At 56.6% G+C, this 18,131-nt stretch carries 13 protein-coding genes, 1 tRNA gene and 1 rRNA gene; 9 read left to right on the top strand and 6 right to left on the bottom strand.

Annotated features, from left to right (window positions below; all coding sequences use genetic code 11):
- Positions 1-107 precede the first annotated feature (107 nt).
- Both MKleb_RS03275 and MKleb_RS03270 read right to left on the bottom strand, forming a co-directional pair.
- Positions 108-182 (bottom strand) — tRNA-Glu (locus tag MKleb_RS03275).
- Positions 183-269: 87 nt separating this feature from the next.
- Positions 270-1,809, bottom strand: a 16S ribosomal RNA gene (locus MKleb_RS03270).
- 603 nt (positions 1,810-2,412) lie between these two features.
- Here MKleb_RS03270 and MKleb_RS03265 point away from each other — a divergent pair.
- The gene (locus tag MKleb_RS03265; protein WP_025107488.1) at positions 2,413-3,537 is read left to right on the top strand and encodes a ribosomal protein uL16 3-hydroxylase; all 1,125 of its coding nucleotides are present in this window, start codon (positions 2,413-2,415) and stop codon (positions 3,535-3,537) included.
- Between the two features lie 68 nt (positions 3,538-3,605).
- On the opposite strand, the gene surE is transcribed toward MKleb_RS03265, so the two are convergent.
- On the bottom strand, positions 3,606-4,481 hold the full coding sequence (surE, locus tag MKleb_RS03260) for a 5'/3'-nucleotidase SurE (protein WP_014837294.1): 876 nt from the start codon (positions 4,479-4,481) through the stop codon (positions 3,606-3,608).
- Positions 4,482-4,976: 495 nt separating this feature from the next.
- Here surE and MKleb_RS03255 point away from each other — a divergent pair, with 495 nt between their 5' ends.
- Positions 4,977-5,756, top strand: coding sequence for a histidine phosphatase family protein (locus MKleb_RS03255; protein ID WP_163586401.1), 780 nt, complete (start codon positions 4,977-4,979; stop codon positions 5,754-5,756).
- Positions 5,757-5,840: 84 nt separating this feature from the next.
- Positions 5,841-7,184, top strand: a complete 1,344-nt coding sequence (locus MKleb_RS03250; RefSeq protein WP_025107486.1) for an OprD family outer membrane porin — start codon at positions 5,841-5,843, stop codon at positions 7,182-7,184.
- Between the two features lie 41 nt (positions 7,185-7,225).
- On the opposite strand, the gene MKleb_RS03245 is transcribed toward MKleb_RS03250, so the two are convergent.
- Positions 7,226-8,590: an MFS transporter gene (locus MKleb_RS03245; protein ID WP_014227732.1), complete on the bottom strand. Its 1,365-nt coding sequence runs from the start codon at positions 8,588-8,590 to the stop codon at positions 7,226-7,228.
- Positions 8,591-9,155: 565 nt separating this feature from the next.
- Here MKleb_RS03245 and MKleb_RS03240 point away from each other — a divergent pair.
- The 6 genes from MKleb_RS03240 to MKleb_RS03215 all read left to right on the top strand — a co-directional run bounded on the left by MKleb_RS03240 (position 9,156) and on the right by MKleb_RS03215 (position 15,731).
- Entirely contained in the window at positions 9,156-10,805 is a 1,650-nt protein-coding gene (locus tag MKleb_RS03240) for a signal transduction protein (RefSeq protein WP_025107485.1), read from the top strand.
- Positions 10,806-10,949: 144 nt separating this feature from the next.
- Positions 10,950-12,401, top strand: coding sequence for an MFS transporter (locus MKleb_RS03235; RefSeq protein ID WP_014227730.1), 1,452 nt, complete (start codon positions 10,950-10,952; stop codon positions 12,399-12,401).
- 52 nt (positions 12,402-12,453) lie between these two features.
- Positions 12,454-13,557 carry a mandelate racemase/muconate lactonizing enzyme family protein gene (locus MKleb_RS03230; RefSeq protein ID WP_004108723.1) on the top strand — a complete coding sequence of 368 codons (1,104 nt, stop codon included), beginning with the start codon at positions 12,454-12,456 and terminating at the stop codon, positions 13,555-13,557.
- Positions 13,558-13,580: 23 nt separating this feature from the next.
- Positions 13,581-14,408 (top strand): SDR family oxidoreductase, encoded by an 828-nt coding sequence (locus MKleb_RS03225; RefSeq protein WP_025107484.1) that lies wholly within the window; start codon positions 13,581-13,583, stop codon positions 14,406-14,408.
- A complete protein-coding gene (locus MKleb_RS03220) occupies positions 14,402-15,313 on the top strand; it encodes a dihydrodipicolinate synthase family protein (protein ID WP_025107483.1) in 912 nt (303 codons plus the stop codon). The genes MKleb_RS03225 and MKleb_RS03220 overlap by 7 nt, the downstream gene beginning before the upstream one ends.
- Complete coding sequence (locus MKleb_RS03215; RefSeq protein WP_025107482.1) at positions 15,300-15,731, top strand: GlcG/HbpS family heme-binding protein; 432 nt, start codon at positions 15,300-15,302, stop codon at positions 15,729-15,731. The genes MKleb_RS03220 and MKleb_RS03215 overlap by 14 nt, the downstream gene beginning before the upstream one ends.
- 136 nt (positions 15,732-15,867) lie before the next feature.
- Here the strand turns inward: MKleb_RS03215 and MKleb_RS03210 are convergent, their stop codons facing one another.
- Together MKleb_RS03210 and MKleb_RS03205 are read right to left on the bottom strand one after the other, a co-directional pair.
- Positions 15,868-16,881, bottom strand: coding sequence for a LacI family DNA-binding transcriptional regulator (locus MKleb_RS03210; RefSeq protein ID WP_217076474.1), 1,014 nt, complete (start codon positions 16,879-16,881; stop codon positions 15,868-15,870).
- A 209-nt stretch (positions 16,882-17,090) separates the two neighbouring features.
- A complete protein-coding gene (locus tag MKleb_RS03205) occupies positions 17,091-18,122 on the bottom strand; it encodes a DUF1176 domain-containing protein (RefSeq protein ID WP_217076472.1) in 1,032 nt (343 codons plus the stop codon).
- Positions 18,123-18,131: the final 9 nt, after the last annotated feature.

Raw genomic sequence — 18,131 nt, 5'->3', positions numbered from 1 at the left:
CAATTTTCAGCTTGATCCAGATTTTTAAAGAGCAAATATCTCAAACGTCACCCGAAGATGAGTTTTGAGATATCGGTTGGTTGTGCCTTTCACTCACAGCCAGCAAGTGGCGTCCCCTAGGGGATTCGAACCCCTGTTGCCGCCGTGAAAGGGCGGAGTCCTAACCGCTAGACGAAGGGGACACGAGGTGTCGCGACTTCGCAGCCGTCTTGCTTCTTTACATCTATCAGACAATCTGTGTGAGCACTACAAAGGCAGGTTCTTTAAGGTAAGGAGGTGATCCAACCGCAGGTTCCCCTACGGTTACCTTGTTACGACTTCACCCCAGTCATGAATCACAAAGTGGTAAGCGCCCTCCCGAAGGTTAAGCTACCTACTTCTTTTGCAACCCACTCCCATGGTGTGACGGGCGGTGTGTACAAGGCCCGGGAACGTATTCACCGTGGCATTCTGATCCACGATTACTAGCGATTCCGACTTCATGGAGTCGAGTTGCAGACTCCAATCCGGACTACGACATACTTTATGAGGTCCGCTTGCTCTCGCGAGGTCGCTTCTCTTTGTATATGCCATTGTAGCACGTGTGTAGCCCTACTCGTAAGGGCCATGATGACTTGACGTCATCCCCACCTTCCTCCAGTTTATCACTGGCAGTCTCCTTTGAGTTCCCGACCGAATCGCTGGCAACAAAGGATAAGGGTTGCGCTCGTTGCGGGACTTAACCCAACATTTCACAACACGAGCTGACGACAGCCATGCAGCACCTGTCTCAGAGTTCCCGAAGGCACCAAAGCATCTCTGCTAAGTTCTCTGGATGTCAAGAGTAGGTAAGGTTCTTCGCGTTGCATCGAATTAAACCACATGCTCCACCGCTTGTGCGGGCCCCCGTCAATTCATTTGAGTTTTAACCTTGCGGCCGTACTCCCCAGGCGGTCGACTTAACGCGTTAGCTCCGGAAGCCACTCCTCAAGGGAACAACCTCCAAGTCGACATCGTTTACAGCGTGGACTACCAGGGTATCTAATCCTGTTTGCTCCCCACGCTTTCGCACCTGAGCGTCAGTCTTTGTCCAGGGGGCCGCCTTCGCCACCGGTATTCCTCCAGATCTCTACGCATTTCACCGCTACACCTGGAATTCTACCCCCCTCTACAAGACTCCAGCCTGCCAGTTTCGAATGCAGTTCCCAGGTTGAGCCCGGGGATTTCACATCCGACTTGACAGACCGCCTGCGTGCGCTTTACGCCCAGTAATTCCGATTAACGCTTGCACCCTCCGTATTACCGCGGCTGCTGGCACGGAGTTAGCCGGTGCTTCTTCTGCGGGTAACGTCAATCGACAAGGTTATTAACCTTATCGCCTTCCTCCCCGCTGAAAGTACTTTACAACCCGAAGGCCTTCTTCATACACGCGGCATGGCTGCATCAGGCTTGCGCCCATTGTGCAATATTCCCCACTGCTGCCTCCCGTAGGAGTCTGGACCGTGTCTCAGTTCCAGTGTGGCTGGTCATCCTCTCAGACCAGCTAGGGATCGTCGCCTAGGTGAGCCGTTACCCCACCTACTAGCTAATCCCATCTGGGCACATCTGATGGCAAGAGGCCCGAAGGTCCCCCTCTTTGGTCTTGCGACGTTATGCGGTATTAGCTACCGTTTCCAGTAGTTATCCCCCTCCATCAGGCAGTTTCCCAGACATTACTCACCCGTCCGCCACTCGTCACCCGAGAGCAAGCTCTCTGTGCTACCGTTCGACTTGCATGTGTTAGGCCTGCCGCCAGCGTTCAATCTGAGCCATGATCAAACTCTTCAATTTAAGTTTGATGCTCGTAGAATTAAACTTCGTAATGAATTACGTGTTCACTCTTTGAGACTTGGTATTCATTTTTCGTCCGAGGACGTTAAGAATCCATGTCACTTTGAGTGCCCACACAGATTGTCTGATAAATTGTTAAAGAGCAGTGCAACGCGGCTTTCGCTCACCGTTGCGAGGTGGCGTATATTACGCTTTCCTCTTTCAGAGTCAACCCGTTATTTCAGGATTTTTTCTCTTCAACCGACCCGGTTGTTTGTGAAGTGATTCACATCTGCCGTGTCAGTGGGAGCGCATTATAGGGAGCTGCCGGGATATAGCAACCCTTAAAATACAAAAAACTTATCAAACGCTCATAATTTAAACTCTCCACGTTCCCTGCACGCCAGAAAAAATGGGGGAAAACCAGACGCCACGCGGGCTGCAGCGAATTCAGGCAAAAGCGACATTTTGCGAAAATCAACGTTATCCGCTTTACGTTTCCCCCTCTCTTACCGCGTCGTGACTTCAGATGATGAATTAAGCACCAGCCTTGACCCATGACAAAGCGGCTTGAGGGTGCATATTTCTATAATCAGGGCCGTTTCTTCTTATTGGTATGAACCTATGGCTTATCAACTCAACATTAACTGGCCCGAGTTTTTAGAAAAGTACTGGCAAAAGCAGCCGGTCGTATTAAAGAAGGCTTTCGCGAATTTCGTCGATCCGATTACGCCGGATGAGCTGGCCGGGCTGGCCATGGAACCGGAAGTCGATAGTCGACTGGTGAGCCTCAAGAACGGTCAATGGCAGGCCAGCAACGGGCCGTTTGAACATTTTGATGGCCTGGGCGAAACCGGCTGGTCGCTACTGGCTCAGGCGGTAAACCACTGGCATATGCCCGCCGCTGAACTGGTGCGCCCCTTCCGCGTGCTGCCGGACTGGCGTTTAGATGATCTGATGATCTCCTTTTCCGTACCGGGCGGCGGCGTAGGCCCGCATATCGACCAGTACGACGTCTTTATTATTCAGGGCATGGGCAGCCGCCGCTGGCGCGTGGGCGATAAGCTGCCGATGCGTCAGTTCTGCCCGCATCCGGCGCTGCTGCACGTTGACCCGTTCCCGCCGATCATTGATGAAGATCTGGAACCTGGCGATATTCTGTACATTCCGCCCGGATTCCCGCACGACGGAATCACTCACGAAACGGCGCTGAACTACTCCGTCGGCTTCCGTGGGCCAAACGGCCGCGATTTGATCAGCAGCTTTGCCGATTACGCGCTGGAAAACGATCTCGGCGGCGAGCACTACAGCGATCCGGATTTGACCTGCCGCGAACATCCGGGACGGGTAGAAGAGTATGAACTGGAACGCCTGCGCGGCATGATGATCGAGATGATTAGCCAGCCGGAAGATTTCCGCCGCTGGTTTGGGCGTTTTGCCACCACGCCGCGCCACGAGCTGGATATTGCGCCCGCTGAACCGCCTTTTGAAGAAGAGGAGATTGTCGACGCGCTGGCGGGCGGTGAGATGCTGACTCGCCTGAGCGGCCTGCGTGTACTGCACATCGGCGACAGCTTCTTTGTGAATAGCGAACAGCTGGAGCCAACCGATCCCGCGGCTCTGGACGCGCTGTGCCGCTATACCCTGCTGGGTAAAGAGGAGCTAGGCGAGGCCGCGCTGCGCAATCCGGCTTTTATCGCCGATCTGACCCGCCTGATTAACCAGGGCTACTGGTTCTTCGACGAATAGCGCTTCATCATCGGTTCATATAAAGAAGGCGCGGAGCCCGCGCCTTCTTCTTTACTATCGCTACAGCATCATTTACCGAGCAGCGCCTCAAACTGCGCCTGGTAGTGCGGCGCGTTCCATGAACCATCAAACAGGGTGTAAGTAATATATCCTTTGTTGAGCCAGCCCGAGTCATTATCCCCTTCCGCCGGTTTCATCGCCTCCGGATTCATCGTCTGTTTGGCGGTACCGTCCGCCAGAAGTTCATAACCAATCTGCGGCACAGGGAATTGTTCATTCTCAATATAATGAACGCCCTTAATTTCAGCCGACGGCAGCGGCGGATAGTTAATGCTTAACCCGGCCCCCTGCGGCATAATCGGGCTTCCCGGTTTATGCGCGGCGTTAAGTTTATCCACCAGCGAGACGACATAATCCACCGAATCAGGCCAGTACTTATGCGTGCTCGGCCATTTGTTCTTCATCTCTTCTTCCGTGAAGCGGTAGCCAATGCTGGCGGCAATCGCCGGGAAACCGTAGCGTACGGCGCGGGCCGCGGCGCTCACGGTGCCGGAGTTAACCTGCGCCATACCGGTATTGGGACCATCGTTGACGCCCGAAATCACCAGATCCGGCGGCGCGTCTTTCAGTACGCCCCACAGGCCAAAATCCAGCGCATCGGCAGGGGTTCCCGGGAAGCAGTAGCGTTTGTCAGCGGCTTTTTTGACATCAAAAACTTTACCCGTTTTAAAGGTAATTGCCGACCCGATACCGCTCTGATTCGTTGCCGGCGCCACCATCCAGACGTCATACCCTTTGGCCGCCAGTTTTTCCTGCAGCGAAGTGGTCCCCACAGACTGGCAGCCATCATCGTTAACCAGCAGTATTTTCAGCGGTTTTTCAGCAGCCTGTACGCCAGCGGCAGATAACGCCAGAATGGCGGCAGTCAGGATTTTCGTTCTCATCATCACTCCTTGTTGGGTAGCAGAGGTATTTCTTAGGCGCAAAAAAAAACCTAAGACTCCTGCCGCACGCCAAATTGGCGGACAGGGGTCTTAGGTTTTGCCTGTGGTCAGTAACAATCCCAGAGTGCTGCGAAAATAACGCCAGAGCGTAAAAGAGTCCAGCCCGGACATCATTATTCTGTGACGGAGATCAATCCTCTAAAATTATTTAATCCGAAAACTGCCAATTAATCTGAAAATTAAACTTAAGATACAACTCAATCGACAAAATTACCTCCATGAAGACGATCACATTTACTGACATTTATAATAAATAGAGGGTGTCTTTTCTCATAATTAGTGCTAACGTCGCCCTTGTTGGATTGTTACTGTTTAGAACAGGCGAAACCTACGTTATAGACGTTCGAGCGAACATAATCTTATTTATGCTTCGCGTCGAATATCTGACGTAGGTTTTTTTTTGCTTATAAAAAGACCATTCAGGTGGAGCGTTATATGAAGAAGTGGCTAATAGCATTAATGATGGCGGCAGGTGCGGCAACCTGCTCTGCGGCGGAAGTTAAAAACGATGACGGCGTGAATATCTATTTCGCCCGCCATGGCAAAACGCTGCTGAATACGTTTGACCGCGTGCAGGGTTGGGCGGACTCACCGCTTACCGAAGACGGCATTCGCGTCGCTCGTTATCTCGGCGAGGGGCTTAAAGGTATTCCGTTTGATAGCTTCTATTCCAGCGATGCCGGACGTCAGCGTGAAACCATGCAGGTGATCCTTAAGCAAGCCGGAGTAAGTGATTACAAACTTACTGAGATCAGCGGCCTGCGGGAAGCCTTCTTCGGCGGTTTCGAAGGTGGCTATAACAAAGATATGGCCGACGCCGGCGCCAGACAGCTGGGGCTTAAAGACGGCGCTGCGCTGTTCAGCCAAATGAAAGCGGGCACCCTGGCCGTCGATACCAACCAGAACGCGCTGGCAGCGGCCGACCCAAAGGGTATGGCGGAAAACTATCAGCAGGTAAAAAACCGTACCCAGGCAGCGCTGCACACTATCGTTGAAAACGCGCAGGCCCGGGGCGATAAAAACGTGCTGGCAATTTCATCCGGTACCGCAATGCAGATTATGATTTCCGATTTAACCGACGATAACGCGAAAAACAAGCCGCTTGCCAATGCCGCGGTGGTTAAAATTGTTTATAAAGACGGCAAATATACCGTTCCAGAAATTGGCACCATGAAATATGTTGAAGCCGGAAAACAGGCTCTCGATAAAGAATAATACCCACGCTTAATTATTTATTACGTCAGACTTCAGGCGAAAACACCTCGCCTGGATCGCTGCGTCCCTACTCTGGGGTTTATCATGAAAATCAATACTACAACAGTCGCCATTATGCTGCTGGCTATTCCCGCCAGCGCCTGGTCAGCTTCGACCACTAACAGCCTGAAGGAGCACGATTATATCGATACCGTGCTCGACGATCCGTTATTCAGCCAGTCCCATATGAATTTATCGTTTAAAAACTACTGGAAATATCTTAAGGAAGAAGAGACCGAGCCAAAGAAAGTCCATAATGCCTGGGGTCAGGGCGTCGCCGTCGATTATCAGTCCGGCTATTTTGCCGATATTATTGGCTTTGATGCCACTTACTACGGAGCGGTCAAGCTCGGCGCCAGCGATTACTTTAACTCCCGCGGCGTGCTGTATAACAACGGCAGCGGGAATAAAAAGAGCAACGCTGAAGGCTTTTCCAAATTTGGTCAACGCAACATCAAGCTACAGTATCGCCTGGCGGACACTCATCTGAACGCCCGCTGGGGCTGGCAGACGATGAAAAACTTTGGCGTCATCTCCAACTCCACCCGCCTCTCCCCGACCACCTATTTGGGCTGGACCGGCGCGGTGAACTACGGCCCCTTCACGCTGCGCGGCGCGTACATCGAAAGCGCGATGGATCGTAACTCGCCGGATAAGAAACGCTTCCAGACCAACAGCGGACAGTACATTAACCATATTGCCAGCGGCGATATTCTGTGGCAAAGCGAGCACCTCAACATGCAGTACGGCTATGGTGAAAGCGATAACTATCTGCGCCGCCATATTCTGTTTACCAATATTAAGCCGATAAAAGCGCTGAACATCGGTACTCAGGTCTACGCCACTCACGCGCTGGACGAGTATAAAGCGATGCCAGCGAATAAGCGTGACTTTGACGACGACGCCTGGCACATCGCCATGGATGTGAAGTGGCAGGCGGACAACTGGAGCACCAAGTGGGGTCTGGGCTATACCGATGCGAACAAGGCCAATGAAGTGGGCTTCTACCCGCGCCATATGAGTAAAAACTCGCGCGGGACCTTTACCTCAATGGCCTATGCCGGCAACGACTATATGCGCGACGGTGAGCTGGTTCTCTCTAATATGTCGGACTATAACCTGACGCCGGAGCTGGCGATCGGTCTCGCCGGCAACATCGCCCAGTTTAACTACCGCGGCAACCACGTCCGTACCGGAGAAATTAACGCCTTCAGCCGCTGGGTGCCGACGCACCCAAGACTGAAAAATCTCACCGTCTGGGCGATGTTCGGGCCGGGCTGGTCCTATAAGATGAATGGCAAAACGCCGGTGCTTACCGACGGCCATTACAGCCGGGCCAACTCGCTCTCTTCGGAAGTGATTATCGAATATAAATTTAATCTGTTCTGATACGCCCGCCCCGCCGGTCATGGCGGGGCAACCCTCCCCGGCTACTTCTTCACCTCATTAAGCTCATCGTTATAGCTTTCCCGCGTCACGCAGACGCACAGGATGGTAATCAGCGCCATGCAGGCGAGAAACAGCGAGATGGGCCACGATGCGCCGCCGGACCACACCAGCAGCAAGGTACCAATCATCGGCGTTAGGCCGCCGACGATGTTCGCCAGCTGGAAGCCGAGCGACACGCCGGTATAGCGCACGCTGGTGTCAAAAAGCTCCGAAAAGAAGGCCGGCTGAACGCTGAACATCATGCCCAGCCCCACGGAATAGCAGAAGGTGGTGGCGAACATAAACATCTTCACCGAGCCGGAGTCGATCATCCAGAATAGCGGGAAGGCAAAGATCAGCGTGATAGCGGCGCCGGCCAGATAGACCGGTCGGCGGCCAATTTTATCTGAAAGCCAGCCGAAGAACGGAAAGGTAAAAATGCCGACAAAGCTGGCCAGCAGCAGCCCGTTCAGCGCCGTTTCGCGAGTAAAGTTGAGTTCCCTTGTCACATAGGACATAAAGAACGCCACCGTCAGCCAGCCCAGAACAATCTCCCCCATGCGCATGCCCATCGCCAGGAACACCGCTTTACGGTGATGCTTGAGTACGGTGAGAATGGGAAACTTCTGCTCCGCCGCTTTCGGCGCGTTCTGCTGCTGTTTCTGATTCTCCTGGAACACCGGCGTCTCTTCGATCCTTGAGCGGATAAACATCCCGACAAACAACAGCGCGATGCTTAACAGGAAAGGCACGCGCCAGCCCCAGGACATCAGGTCATCCTCCGGCAGCATCACCACCAGCGCAAAAACGCCGGTAGCGATAAACAGGCCAAGCACGTTGCCCAACTGAACAAAAGTGCCGAAAAAGCCCCGGCGATGGCGCGGCGCATACTCGGTGATCAGCGTCGTCGCCCCACCCCATTCGCCGCCGATGGCAAAGCCCTGGCAGAGGCGCAAAAAGATAAGTATCAGCGGCGCGGCGTTGCCTATGGTGTCGTAGCTGGGGATTAAGCCTATGAAAAAAGTCGAAATACCCATAATCATCAGCGACAGAACCAGCGATTTTTTGCGGCCGATCTTATCGCCATAGTGGCCAAATACGATGGCCCCGATGGGCCGGCTGACGAAGGTAATCGACAGCGTCAGGAAGGACACCAGCAGCGCCATCAGCGGCGAGAGGTTAGGAAAAAACAGCGACGGAAACACCAGCGCGGCGGCGGTGCCGTAGATAAAAAAGTCATAGAACTCAATCGTTGTGCCGGAAAGACCGGAGCCCAGCACGGTGAGCAGCTTTCTTCTTTCATGCGTTTGTTGCGATGTTTGTTCATTTTTTGCAGGGGTCATGGCGGGCGAGGTAAGCATAGTCATCATTAAATCCTCTGTCCTGAATCATTATTGTTAAGTCGGGCAGCGCCTGGCTAACCGCGGTGGCGAGGGAAAATCGCCCGCAAGCTAACTCGAATTAGCTAATTATAACAAGATACGGAGATTCACAACGTAAATGCTAAAAGAGTGTGACCAGGATCGGTTAAATTTTAACACCCGCCCTAGCGCCGCGAGACAAATCGCTTACGGCATAACGTAAATAATTTATCAAATTCAATCAATTATATATTTAACGCTGATTTACCGTCCCCGCTGCGCTTCCCGTCCGCTTTTCTGCCCGCCTTTATGCCGCCTCAGCAAGCGTTCCCTGTCACCTCGACCCACCGTTTAAAATAAAGAGTTAAATATTAATAAGTTAATAATTGCACATTGATAGCCATCACAAATCCCCGGTAAAGAGTTTGTTCCTGTCTTTTTTTTATCCTAATTTGCTAATTCGAGTTAGCCAAAGAAATTAGCCAGCAACAGAACGATTGATGCCGCGCTTACCCCGGCGCAGCACGCTCAACGATAACCAAGCGACCTATCCCCTACAGGAGAAATTCACATGCTGAATTTAACGTTACCCGCGGAAGCCGGGCTTATTACCCCGCAGCCAGGCGAAGTGTTGATGGTGACTAATGCGGATCTCCGCGAACCGGCTAACGTCACCTGCTGGCCCACGCAGAAGCTGTTTGAACAGCGTCTGGAAACGGCGCTGGAAACATTAGGCTATCGCCTGCGCCGCGCCCATCCGGTCAACGAGCAGCGCGGTCACGGGTTTATCAGCAGCCAGAAAGAGGGTAGCGAGCTGTTCGCCGGGATCGATCCGGATGCGCCGATTATTGTCCTGCTGACCGCCTGGCAATACTCCCATCACCTTGCTCCTTCGCTGGTACATCATCGCGGCCCTATTTTGCTGCTCGCCAATTTTGACGGTACCTGGCCGGGCCTCGTCGGCATGCTCTGTATGGCAGGCTGCCTCACCAGCCTGGAGCGCAGCTACTCGCGGCTTTGGTCGGAAACCTTCGCCGACGAGGCGTTTATTCGTGGCCTGGACACCTGGCTGCGCGACGGCCATCTCAGCCATAAGCTCGGCTATCTGCATCCTGTCGCGCCCAGCGCGCCGCTGCTGGCCAGCAAAGCCGGGCAGATTGGCGTGAAGGTTGGGCAGTCGATCCTCAAACACAAGGCCATTGTCGGGCTGTTCGATACCTTCTGTATGGGGATGATCAACGGCGTGTTCCCGCAAAAAGCGATGATCGACGTAGGGATGCCGGTGGAGTCGCTGTCGCAATCGGCGCTGCTGGTTGAAATGAACAAGGTGCCGACCGACCTGCGCGAAGCCTGTCTCGACTGGTATGAGACCCGCGGCATGCGCTTCCGGTTCGGCGCCGACGGGGCGAAGGATCTGACCCGGGAGCAGGTGCTGGAACAGTGCGCAATGATGATCGCCATGGCGCGCTTCGTGAAGCGCTTCGGCCTGACGGCAGTGGGCGTGCAGTATCAGCAGGGGCTCAAAGACAGCTGCGCCGCCTCAGATTTTGCCGAAGGCGCCATCGGCAACGCGGAACGTTTCCCGATCCCGGATGAGAACGGCGAGATCGTCTGTCCGGACGCGCCGATCCCCTGCATCAACGAGGTGGATATGGGCAGCGCCATCCCGCAGGTGATGCTGGCGAAGCTGCTCGGCGCGCTGGGTATGGCGAGCGAAACCACCCTTCACGATATCCGCTGGGGTAGCGAATACAACGGCACGTTCTACTGGGATCTGGAGATCTCCGGCGCTGTGCCGTTCGCCCATCTGAAAGGCGGGATCGCCGGGGCAACCGGCTATCGCCAGCCGGCGATGTTCTTCCCCTACGGCGGCTCGACCATCGCCGGTCAAGGCAAAGCCGGACGCTTTATCTGGGCGCGAGCGCACTACGAAGGCACCCAGGTGATCCTGCATATCGGCACCGGCACCGCCGTCGAACTGCCGCATGACGAATTCGAACGCCGCCGCCGGGCGACCAACTACGAGTGGCCATTACTCAACGCCGTTCTCGACGGGGTTTCGCGCGACGATTTAATGGCGGGCCACCAGAGCAACCATCTCAGTCTGGCTTACGTAGAGGAGGAGGTATTATCCGAAGTGCTGAACGCCTTTATTGCCCAGGCGCTGACGCAAAATATGAAAGTCTTTATCGCAGGCGATGCGCATTTATTAATGAAATAACAACTGATTCGCTTATGTAATTTTTACGTTGTTAGCGATCCTGGCAAACATCCGCTTCATTCGTCTCTTTATCGCCCATAAAGAGCGGATCAACGCGCATCTGTCCGGGCGGGCTCTCCGCCTGCCCGGATAAGAGAGGATTATATGTATCAGCAGCAACATATTGAATTTATTATCCAGAAGGCAAAGAAACGGCTCGATCTGCAGGAGGCCCCCGGCTGCACCAAAGCGGGATGGCTGATGATCACCGCATTATTAATTGAGTCATGGGATATTTATTCCATGGCGTTTATTTTATTCGCCCTGAAAGATATTTATGAGCCCAGCAGCTGGCTGCTCGGTTTTACCGCCGCCGGCACCCAGCTCGGCGCGGTGGTCGGCGCGCTGCTCGGCGGCTGGCTGACCGATAAGCTCGGACGGCGTAAAATTTTCCTCTGGTCGATGATCCTGTTCGCGATCTTCGCCGTTCTTCAGGGCCTGGCGCCCAATATGTACTGGCTGGCGATAATTCGCTGCCTCGCCGGGATCCCGGTGGGCGCGGACGTGGCTAACGGCTTTACCTACATCATGGAGGTGATGCCGAAGGGCAAGCGCGAAGTGATGGCTAACCGCTGGCAGTTTATGTTCGCGCTAGGGATTATCGCCGCCATTCTGCTGGTCACCACGCTGGTGGCGCTTGATGTTCACCCGGATATGATCTGGCGCATCGTGCTGGCGGTCCCGGCGATCCCGGCCTGCCTGCTGCTGTTTATGCGTCGGGAGCTGCCGGAGACGCCAGCGTGGTTCGTCGAACGCGGCCGCTTTATCGAAGCGAAAAAAGCCTCCCGTGAATATTACGGCGAACAGGATGGCCGTCTGCTGGACGACATTCTGCCCAATGAAAACGTCACTATCGCCGACCCGACGCTCAAAGAGACGCTGCACGATCTGTTCCGCCGTCCGTTTACCCGCCGCACCACCCTGTTCGGCTGGTTCTCCTGCGCCGTGCAGTCGTTTGAAAACTACGCCTTCTCCTTCTTCCTGCCGCTGATCCTCGTGACCATCGGGATTTCCGGGCAGATCCAGAATAACCTCGCCCTGCTGGCGGTGAACTGTATCGCCGCGCTCTCGGCATTTGTCGGCCCGCTGCTGTTGCCGAAGCTTGGGCATAAGGGACTGAGCAAATACGGCTTCCTGCTGGTCACCATCGGTATTTCGATATCGGCGTGGGGCGTCTACAGCAGCAGCTTCGCATTTATCATTTTCGGCGCGGCGCTAATGCTGTGGGGCCACTACTGGGATTCCGAAAGCGGCATGACGGTGATCTCGCTGGTGGCAAAACCGCGCTATCGCGGGGTGGCCTCCGGCATCGGCTACACCATCGTCAAGGTCACCGCCTTCGTTACCACCCTGGTCTTCCCGGCCCTGTTTGAAGCGGTCGGCGTACCGGTCGCCTCGATGATTATCGCTATCGCGCCGTTCTGCGCCTTCCTCGCCTCCATCTTCCTGCTGCCGGAAGTCTTCGGCCATGCGGTGGGCGACGAAAACGATCGAGAGCATGACGCCAGCCCGGCAATCGCCCTGGAGGGTCATGAATCCCCGGCCTCCAAACATTAACCGCCCGGGCCGCAGGGGCGGCCCCCGCTGAACCCATAAAGGAAGGAATCAGATGAACAGCACAAAAATGCCCGTGATTGAAAATATCGAACTGATGACCGCCCGCGTTCCGCTGCCGGAAGGCCCGTGGGGAGATCAAATTCACCACGTCACCGATATCGAAGTGGCGATTGTTGACGTCTACGGTTCTAACGGCCACGTCGGGACCGGCTTTAGCCACACTTCCGGCTGGTGCGGGAAAACCATCTCCGCGCTGATTGCCGAGATTATCCCGGACGTTATTGGCCAGCCGCTCTCCCCGCGCGGCCTGTGGCATCGCTCGTATAAACACGTACACGACGTCGGCGGCGCGGGCGTCACCACCCATGCCCTGGCGGCGCTGGATATTGCCTACTGGGATCTGTTAGGTAAAACCCTCAATGCGCCGATTATCGACATTCTTGGCCGCGTACGCGATCGCGTTCCGCTGTACGGCAGCGGCATCAACCTGCATCTGTCCATTGAGGAAGTGATTGACCAGGTCAAACGCTGGAAAAGCACCGGCTACCTGGCGGCGAAAGTGAAAGTGGGCAAACCGACGCTGGAGGAGGACGTGGAGCGGCTGCGTAAGATTCAGGAAGCAGTGCCAGGCTTCCCGCTGGCGGTGGACGCCAACCAGGGCTGGAACTTCCCGCAGGCGCTGCGCGCGTTCAAGCTGTTCGAACCGCTCAACCTGCTGTGGATTGAGGAGCCGCTGCCCTCCGACGATATCGCCGGCCACCTGCGGCTGCGCGAACGCAGCGCCACGCCTATCGCGCTGGGAGAAAACGTCTATAACTTAAACCAGTTTACGCAGTACATCGAGAGCGGCAGCGCGGATTACATCCAGGCGGATCTCGGCCGCGTCGGCGGGATCACCGGCTATCTGGATATCGCCGCCGTCGCCCGCGCGCACAACCTGCCAATGACGCCGCATTTTGTCATGGAGCTCAGCGCCAGCCTGCTGGCAACGGTGCCGAATATCTCATACGCCGAGATGACCGACGGCGGGCGCTGGAAAGATCTGCGCATCATCGCCGAAGCGGGCGAAGAGGTGGACGGCTACTACGTGCCGAGCGAACGGCCGGGCCACGGCATTATTCTCGATCGTGATTACCTCGCAACCCACAAAATCTAACCACGCAGTGAGGGGAAAGGACAATGGAAGACACGTTATTCTCGGTTAAAGACAAGGTCATCATCGTGACCGGCGGCCTGGGACAGCTGGGGGCGCAGTACGTGAAGACGTTACACGACCGCGGCGCGAAGGTGGCGGCGCTGGCCACCCGCGTCGATGCCGCGCGCGTCGACCGCGTGCTGGGGGCGATTAAGGACTCCGACCGCCTGCTGTGCGCGGAAGTGAATATTACCGATAAAGCCAGCATTAACCGGGTGCTGGATAACATTGAAGCGAAGTGGGGCGTCCCGGATGGCCTGGTCAACAACGCGGGCGTCGACACCCAGCCCAGCGCGCCGCCGGAAGTCTCCGGCCCGTTTGAAGAGTTTCCGGAAGAGGTGTTCCGCGAGGTGGTGGAAGTGAACCTGGTCGGCACCTTCCTGATGACCCAGCAGGTCGGCAAGCGCATGAAACAGGCCGGCAAAGGCGGCTCGATCATCAACGTCGGTTCGATCTACGGCGTGGTCTCCCCTGTGCAGGATATCTATAGCTACAAAAAAGAGGACACCGGCATTCCGTTCGTCAAACCGGTGGCCTATTCGGCGGCAAAGTCCGGGCTGTATAACTTTACCCGCTACTGCGCCACCTACTGGGGGCGCGACGGCATTCGCGTCAATACTCTGACCCTCTCCGGCGTCGAGCGCAGCGATCAGGACCCGCGCTTCCAGAAAAACTACACCAACCGTATCCCCATCGGGCGGATGGCGAAAGCCCACGAGTACAACGGCGCGGTGGTGTTTTTGCTCTCCGACGCCTCGGTCTATATGACCGGTTCCAACGTGGTGGTGGATGGAGGCTGGACCGCATGGTAAGCGATAAATGGCAGGTTTTTCGCGGCATTATCTCCGCCGTGGTGACGCCGATGCACGCCGATGAGTCGGTGAACTACTCGGCGCTGGACGCTCTCGCCCGCGCCCAGCTGGCGCGCGGGGTTGAGGGCTTTTACTGCTGCGGCTCCTCCGGGGAGGGGCCGTTGCTGCGTTTCGATGAGCGCCGGCAGGTACTGGCAACGCTGGTGCAGTCGGCGGGCGGTCGCGTGCCGGTGATCGCCCACGTCGGGACGCCGCGCACCCGGGATGCCGTCGAGCTGGCGAAGCACGCCGAGCAGGACGGCGCCAGCGCGGTGTCGCTGGTGCCGCCCTACTACTACAAATATAGCCGCGAGGAGATTATCGCCTACTACCGTCGAGTGCTGGACGCCATTTCGATTCCGGTGATTTTGTATAACATTCCGCAGTTTACCGGCGTCGAGCTGGATGCCCAGAGCGCCGACGCGCTGCTCGGCGATGAGCAGGTTCTGGGGGTGAAGCATACTTCGCATAACCTCTATTCGCTGGAACGGATGATCGCCCGCTACCCGGAGAAAGTCTTTTTTAACGGTTTCGATGAGATCTTCCTTTCCAGCCTCGCGGCGGGCGCGACGGCCACGGTTGGCACCACGGTTAACCTGCAGCCGGAGTTGTTTCTCGCCCTGCGCAGCGCTTTTCAACAGGGCGACATCGCCCGGGCGCAGCGCCTGCAGCAGCAGATCAACGAGGTGGTGGAGCAGCTGGTCGCGCGCGGCGTGTTCCAGTCGGCGAAGTATCTTGCCGCGAAAGAGACCGTCGATACCGGCCCCACCCGCGAGCCGTTTGTGGCGCTGACGGCGGCGCAGAAAGGCGAGCTGGATGACCTCTATCTGCGCTTACGGGGGTATATCGCCGATGCCGGACAATGACGCGCTCTGTCCCCAGGTCCGTCTGAACGATAGCGTCGTGTGCCAGCAGGTCGCGCGGTTTTTACAGGAGACGGAAAGCGATGCGCGAACCCGGGGGCTGGCGGTGGCGGTTGTCGGGCCGGAGGGCGAGCTCATCGCCTTTGGCGCGCACGCTCGCTGCCCACCGCTACCGCGCCAGCTGGCACAGCGCAAGGCCTGGAGCGCCCTGCGCTTTCGCCGTCCGACGGCAACGCTGGCGCAAGAGGTCAGCGCCGGCGCCCTGCAGCTGGCGGTATTTAACGACCCGCAGCTGCTGGCGATGCCGGGCGGCGAGCCGGTGATCGTCGACGGGCTGGCCATTGGCGGCGTCGGGATCAGCGGCCTGCCGCCGGAGCTGGACGCCGGGCTGGCGGCGCGGTTTGTTCAGCGGCTGATTTGATGAGGGATCGTTAAGGGTTCCCGGATTGCGGCGCCCGCGCCTTATCCGGGCTACCAGCGCGCGCAGGATGCGGTATCTGTAGCCCCGGCCAGCATAGCGCAGCCGGGAATTGACGTGTTCACACAAGCCGTGTCATTTACTGGCTCCGCTGCTTCTCCACCGACAGCGGGCGGTGAATCAGGGTCATCGGCACGGTGATCTTCACATCGGCATTTTCCCCCTGCAGCTTCTGCTGCATCAAATGAAACGCGTGCTGCGCCCAGGCGTCCTCATCCTGGCGCATCGACCACACCGCGTTCGGCAGAAATCCCAGCATCTGATGTTCATCGAAGGTGCCGATGGGAATATCCGACGGAATAAAGCCGTAGGTTTCCCGCAGCGCGCTCAGCGTCCCTTCCAGAATGGGCAGAGAGGAGGCGATAAACGCCTTCGGCGGCTCGCGGTGCTGACGCAGAAAATCGAGCATCAGCTGTTTGCCCTCTTCCTGACGGTTATGGCTGGCGGACAATATCCACTCCTTGCCGGCGGGCAGCTCGCTCAGGTAGCCCTGCAGACGACGCTGGATAGACGGCTGCTGGGTATCCCCGGCGATAAAAAAAATCGGCGAGACGTCCACCGCCTGGGTCATCGCCTGCACCAGCTTTTTGCTGCCGTTGTAGTTATCGCTCACCACCAGCGACACGTCGCTCTCGCCAAAATCGCGGTCGAGCAGCACCAGCGGCCGCTTGCGCGCCACCTTCTGATGATGCAGCTGCGTTTCCCGGGTAGAGGGCACCACGAAGAGCCCGTCAACGTTGCGCGCCAGCAGCCCTTCAACCAGACTGTTTTCATGCTCGCTGTCGCTGTAGGTGCAGGCAATCATTAGCTGATACCCCGCCTGACGGCAGCAGGCTTCGAGCTTTTCCGCCAGGGTGGAGAAAAACAGGTTGGATAAACGCGGGATCACCAGCCCTAAGGTCTCGGTTTTATTGAGCTTCAGGCTGCGGGCGATATGGTTAACGACCAGCCCGTTCTCGGCGATGTAATCATTAATACGCTGCTGCGTTTTGGCGCTGATGCGATACTGCTCAGCTTTGCCACCCAGCACCAGGCGCACGGTGGTAATCGAGATTTTCAGCGCCCTGGCGACTTGCTCAACGGTTTTGGCCATAAACTCATTTTCCATAACGAACAGAACGGCTTAATCATAAACTAATTCGAGTTAGCAATACATTAGCCGCGCTGTTATTTTGAACAAGGCGTCAGTTTTCTGACGCCACTGGCGCTGTCGATCGCGATCCCGCTACGCGGAGGATCGTTAAGATCCTTCCCTGTCCTCTCTGTCGGCGTGTGTGTCGGGAGAGATTCTGCCGCGTGATTTCACTTTGCCGGTTTAACCTCGGTCACCCAGGTGGGGAGATCCCATGTCCCGCCGAGGCGAAGATAGCGGCACATCCCCGTGGTCGCTTCACGGCTTTTGCGGAACGTTGTGCCATCCCAGAGCCAGCTCGCCGTCCCCCAGCAATCGCCGAGCCCTCGCCCTTTCTGGCTCATAAAAATCTCGCCGTCGCCATACTCAGAACCGGAAACCGTAATAAGCGTTGGATTACCCTCAAGTTTGCTATCCACAACCCAATAGCCGTATCCCTCGTTATAGGCCGCCCGCCAGCACAAGGCCGAAATCAGGGAATGCGCGTTATCCAACGGCGTCAGGCTGATGGTTTCAGCCTCCTCCCCCTCCTTAGGCTGGAGGCGATCGCACCAATCATCGTTATTTAGCGTGGCCAGAAGCTTCGGCTTGAGCACCGCCAGCTCAGGCGCGGTTAACGCTCTCTCCTGCGCCTTCTCAGGCATGACCCGGTGAATGACCGGGGCAGGAATCGCCGCCCGGACGCTGCTTTCCGGCCTGTCGCCTTTTTTGGTCAACGCGCCCGGCGTGCCGATTCGCCCCTGAACATCGTCCATTTTCAGCAGTACCGCGTAAGCGCCTTCGCCGGAAAGCACAAACGGCGCCTCCCCGCCTGTAAATTCGACCTTCCCGCTGCCTTTGATGGCGTTAACGATCGCCCGGGCCTGTTTCTCCGACAGCGGCCAGCTCTCTTTTGCTGGCTTCACATCGCCTGCCGGCTGGCCATTGATCCACAGCGTCAGTTTGCCCGGCAGAACGTCGCTGTCGGTCACCTCCGCCAGCATCAGCTCTCCCGAGACGGCGGTGCCCGCTCCGGCCTGGCGGGTCAGCAGCACCGAACCTCCGCTTCCTTCTTCAGCGCTGTATCCCGCCGCCCGGCAGGTCAGCGTGTTATCACACACCACTTCCCAGTCTTTGTGACTGAATGACACGCCTGTTTTCGCCATCGCGGGGAGACTAAGTACGGCCAGTGCCAGCACGCCTCTCCAGAGTTCCTTTTTCATACCTTCTCT

Origin of the sequence: Klebsiella sp. PL-2018 (assembly GCF_019048985.1) — a bacterium.
Taxonomy (GTDB): domain Bacteria; phylum Pseudomonadota; class Gammaproteobacteria; order Enterobacterales; family Enterobacteriaceae; genus Klebsiella; species Klebsiella michiganensis.
The sequence above is the reverse complement of the archived record's forward strand: the minus strand, read 5'-3'. Positions and strand labels throughout refer to the sequence as shown.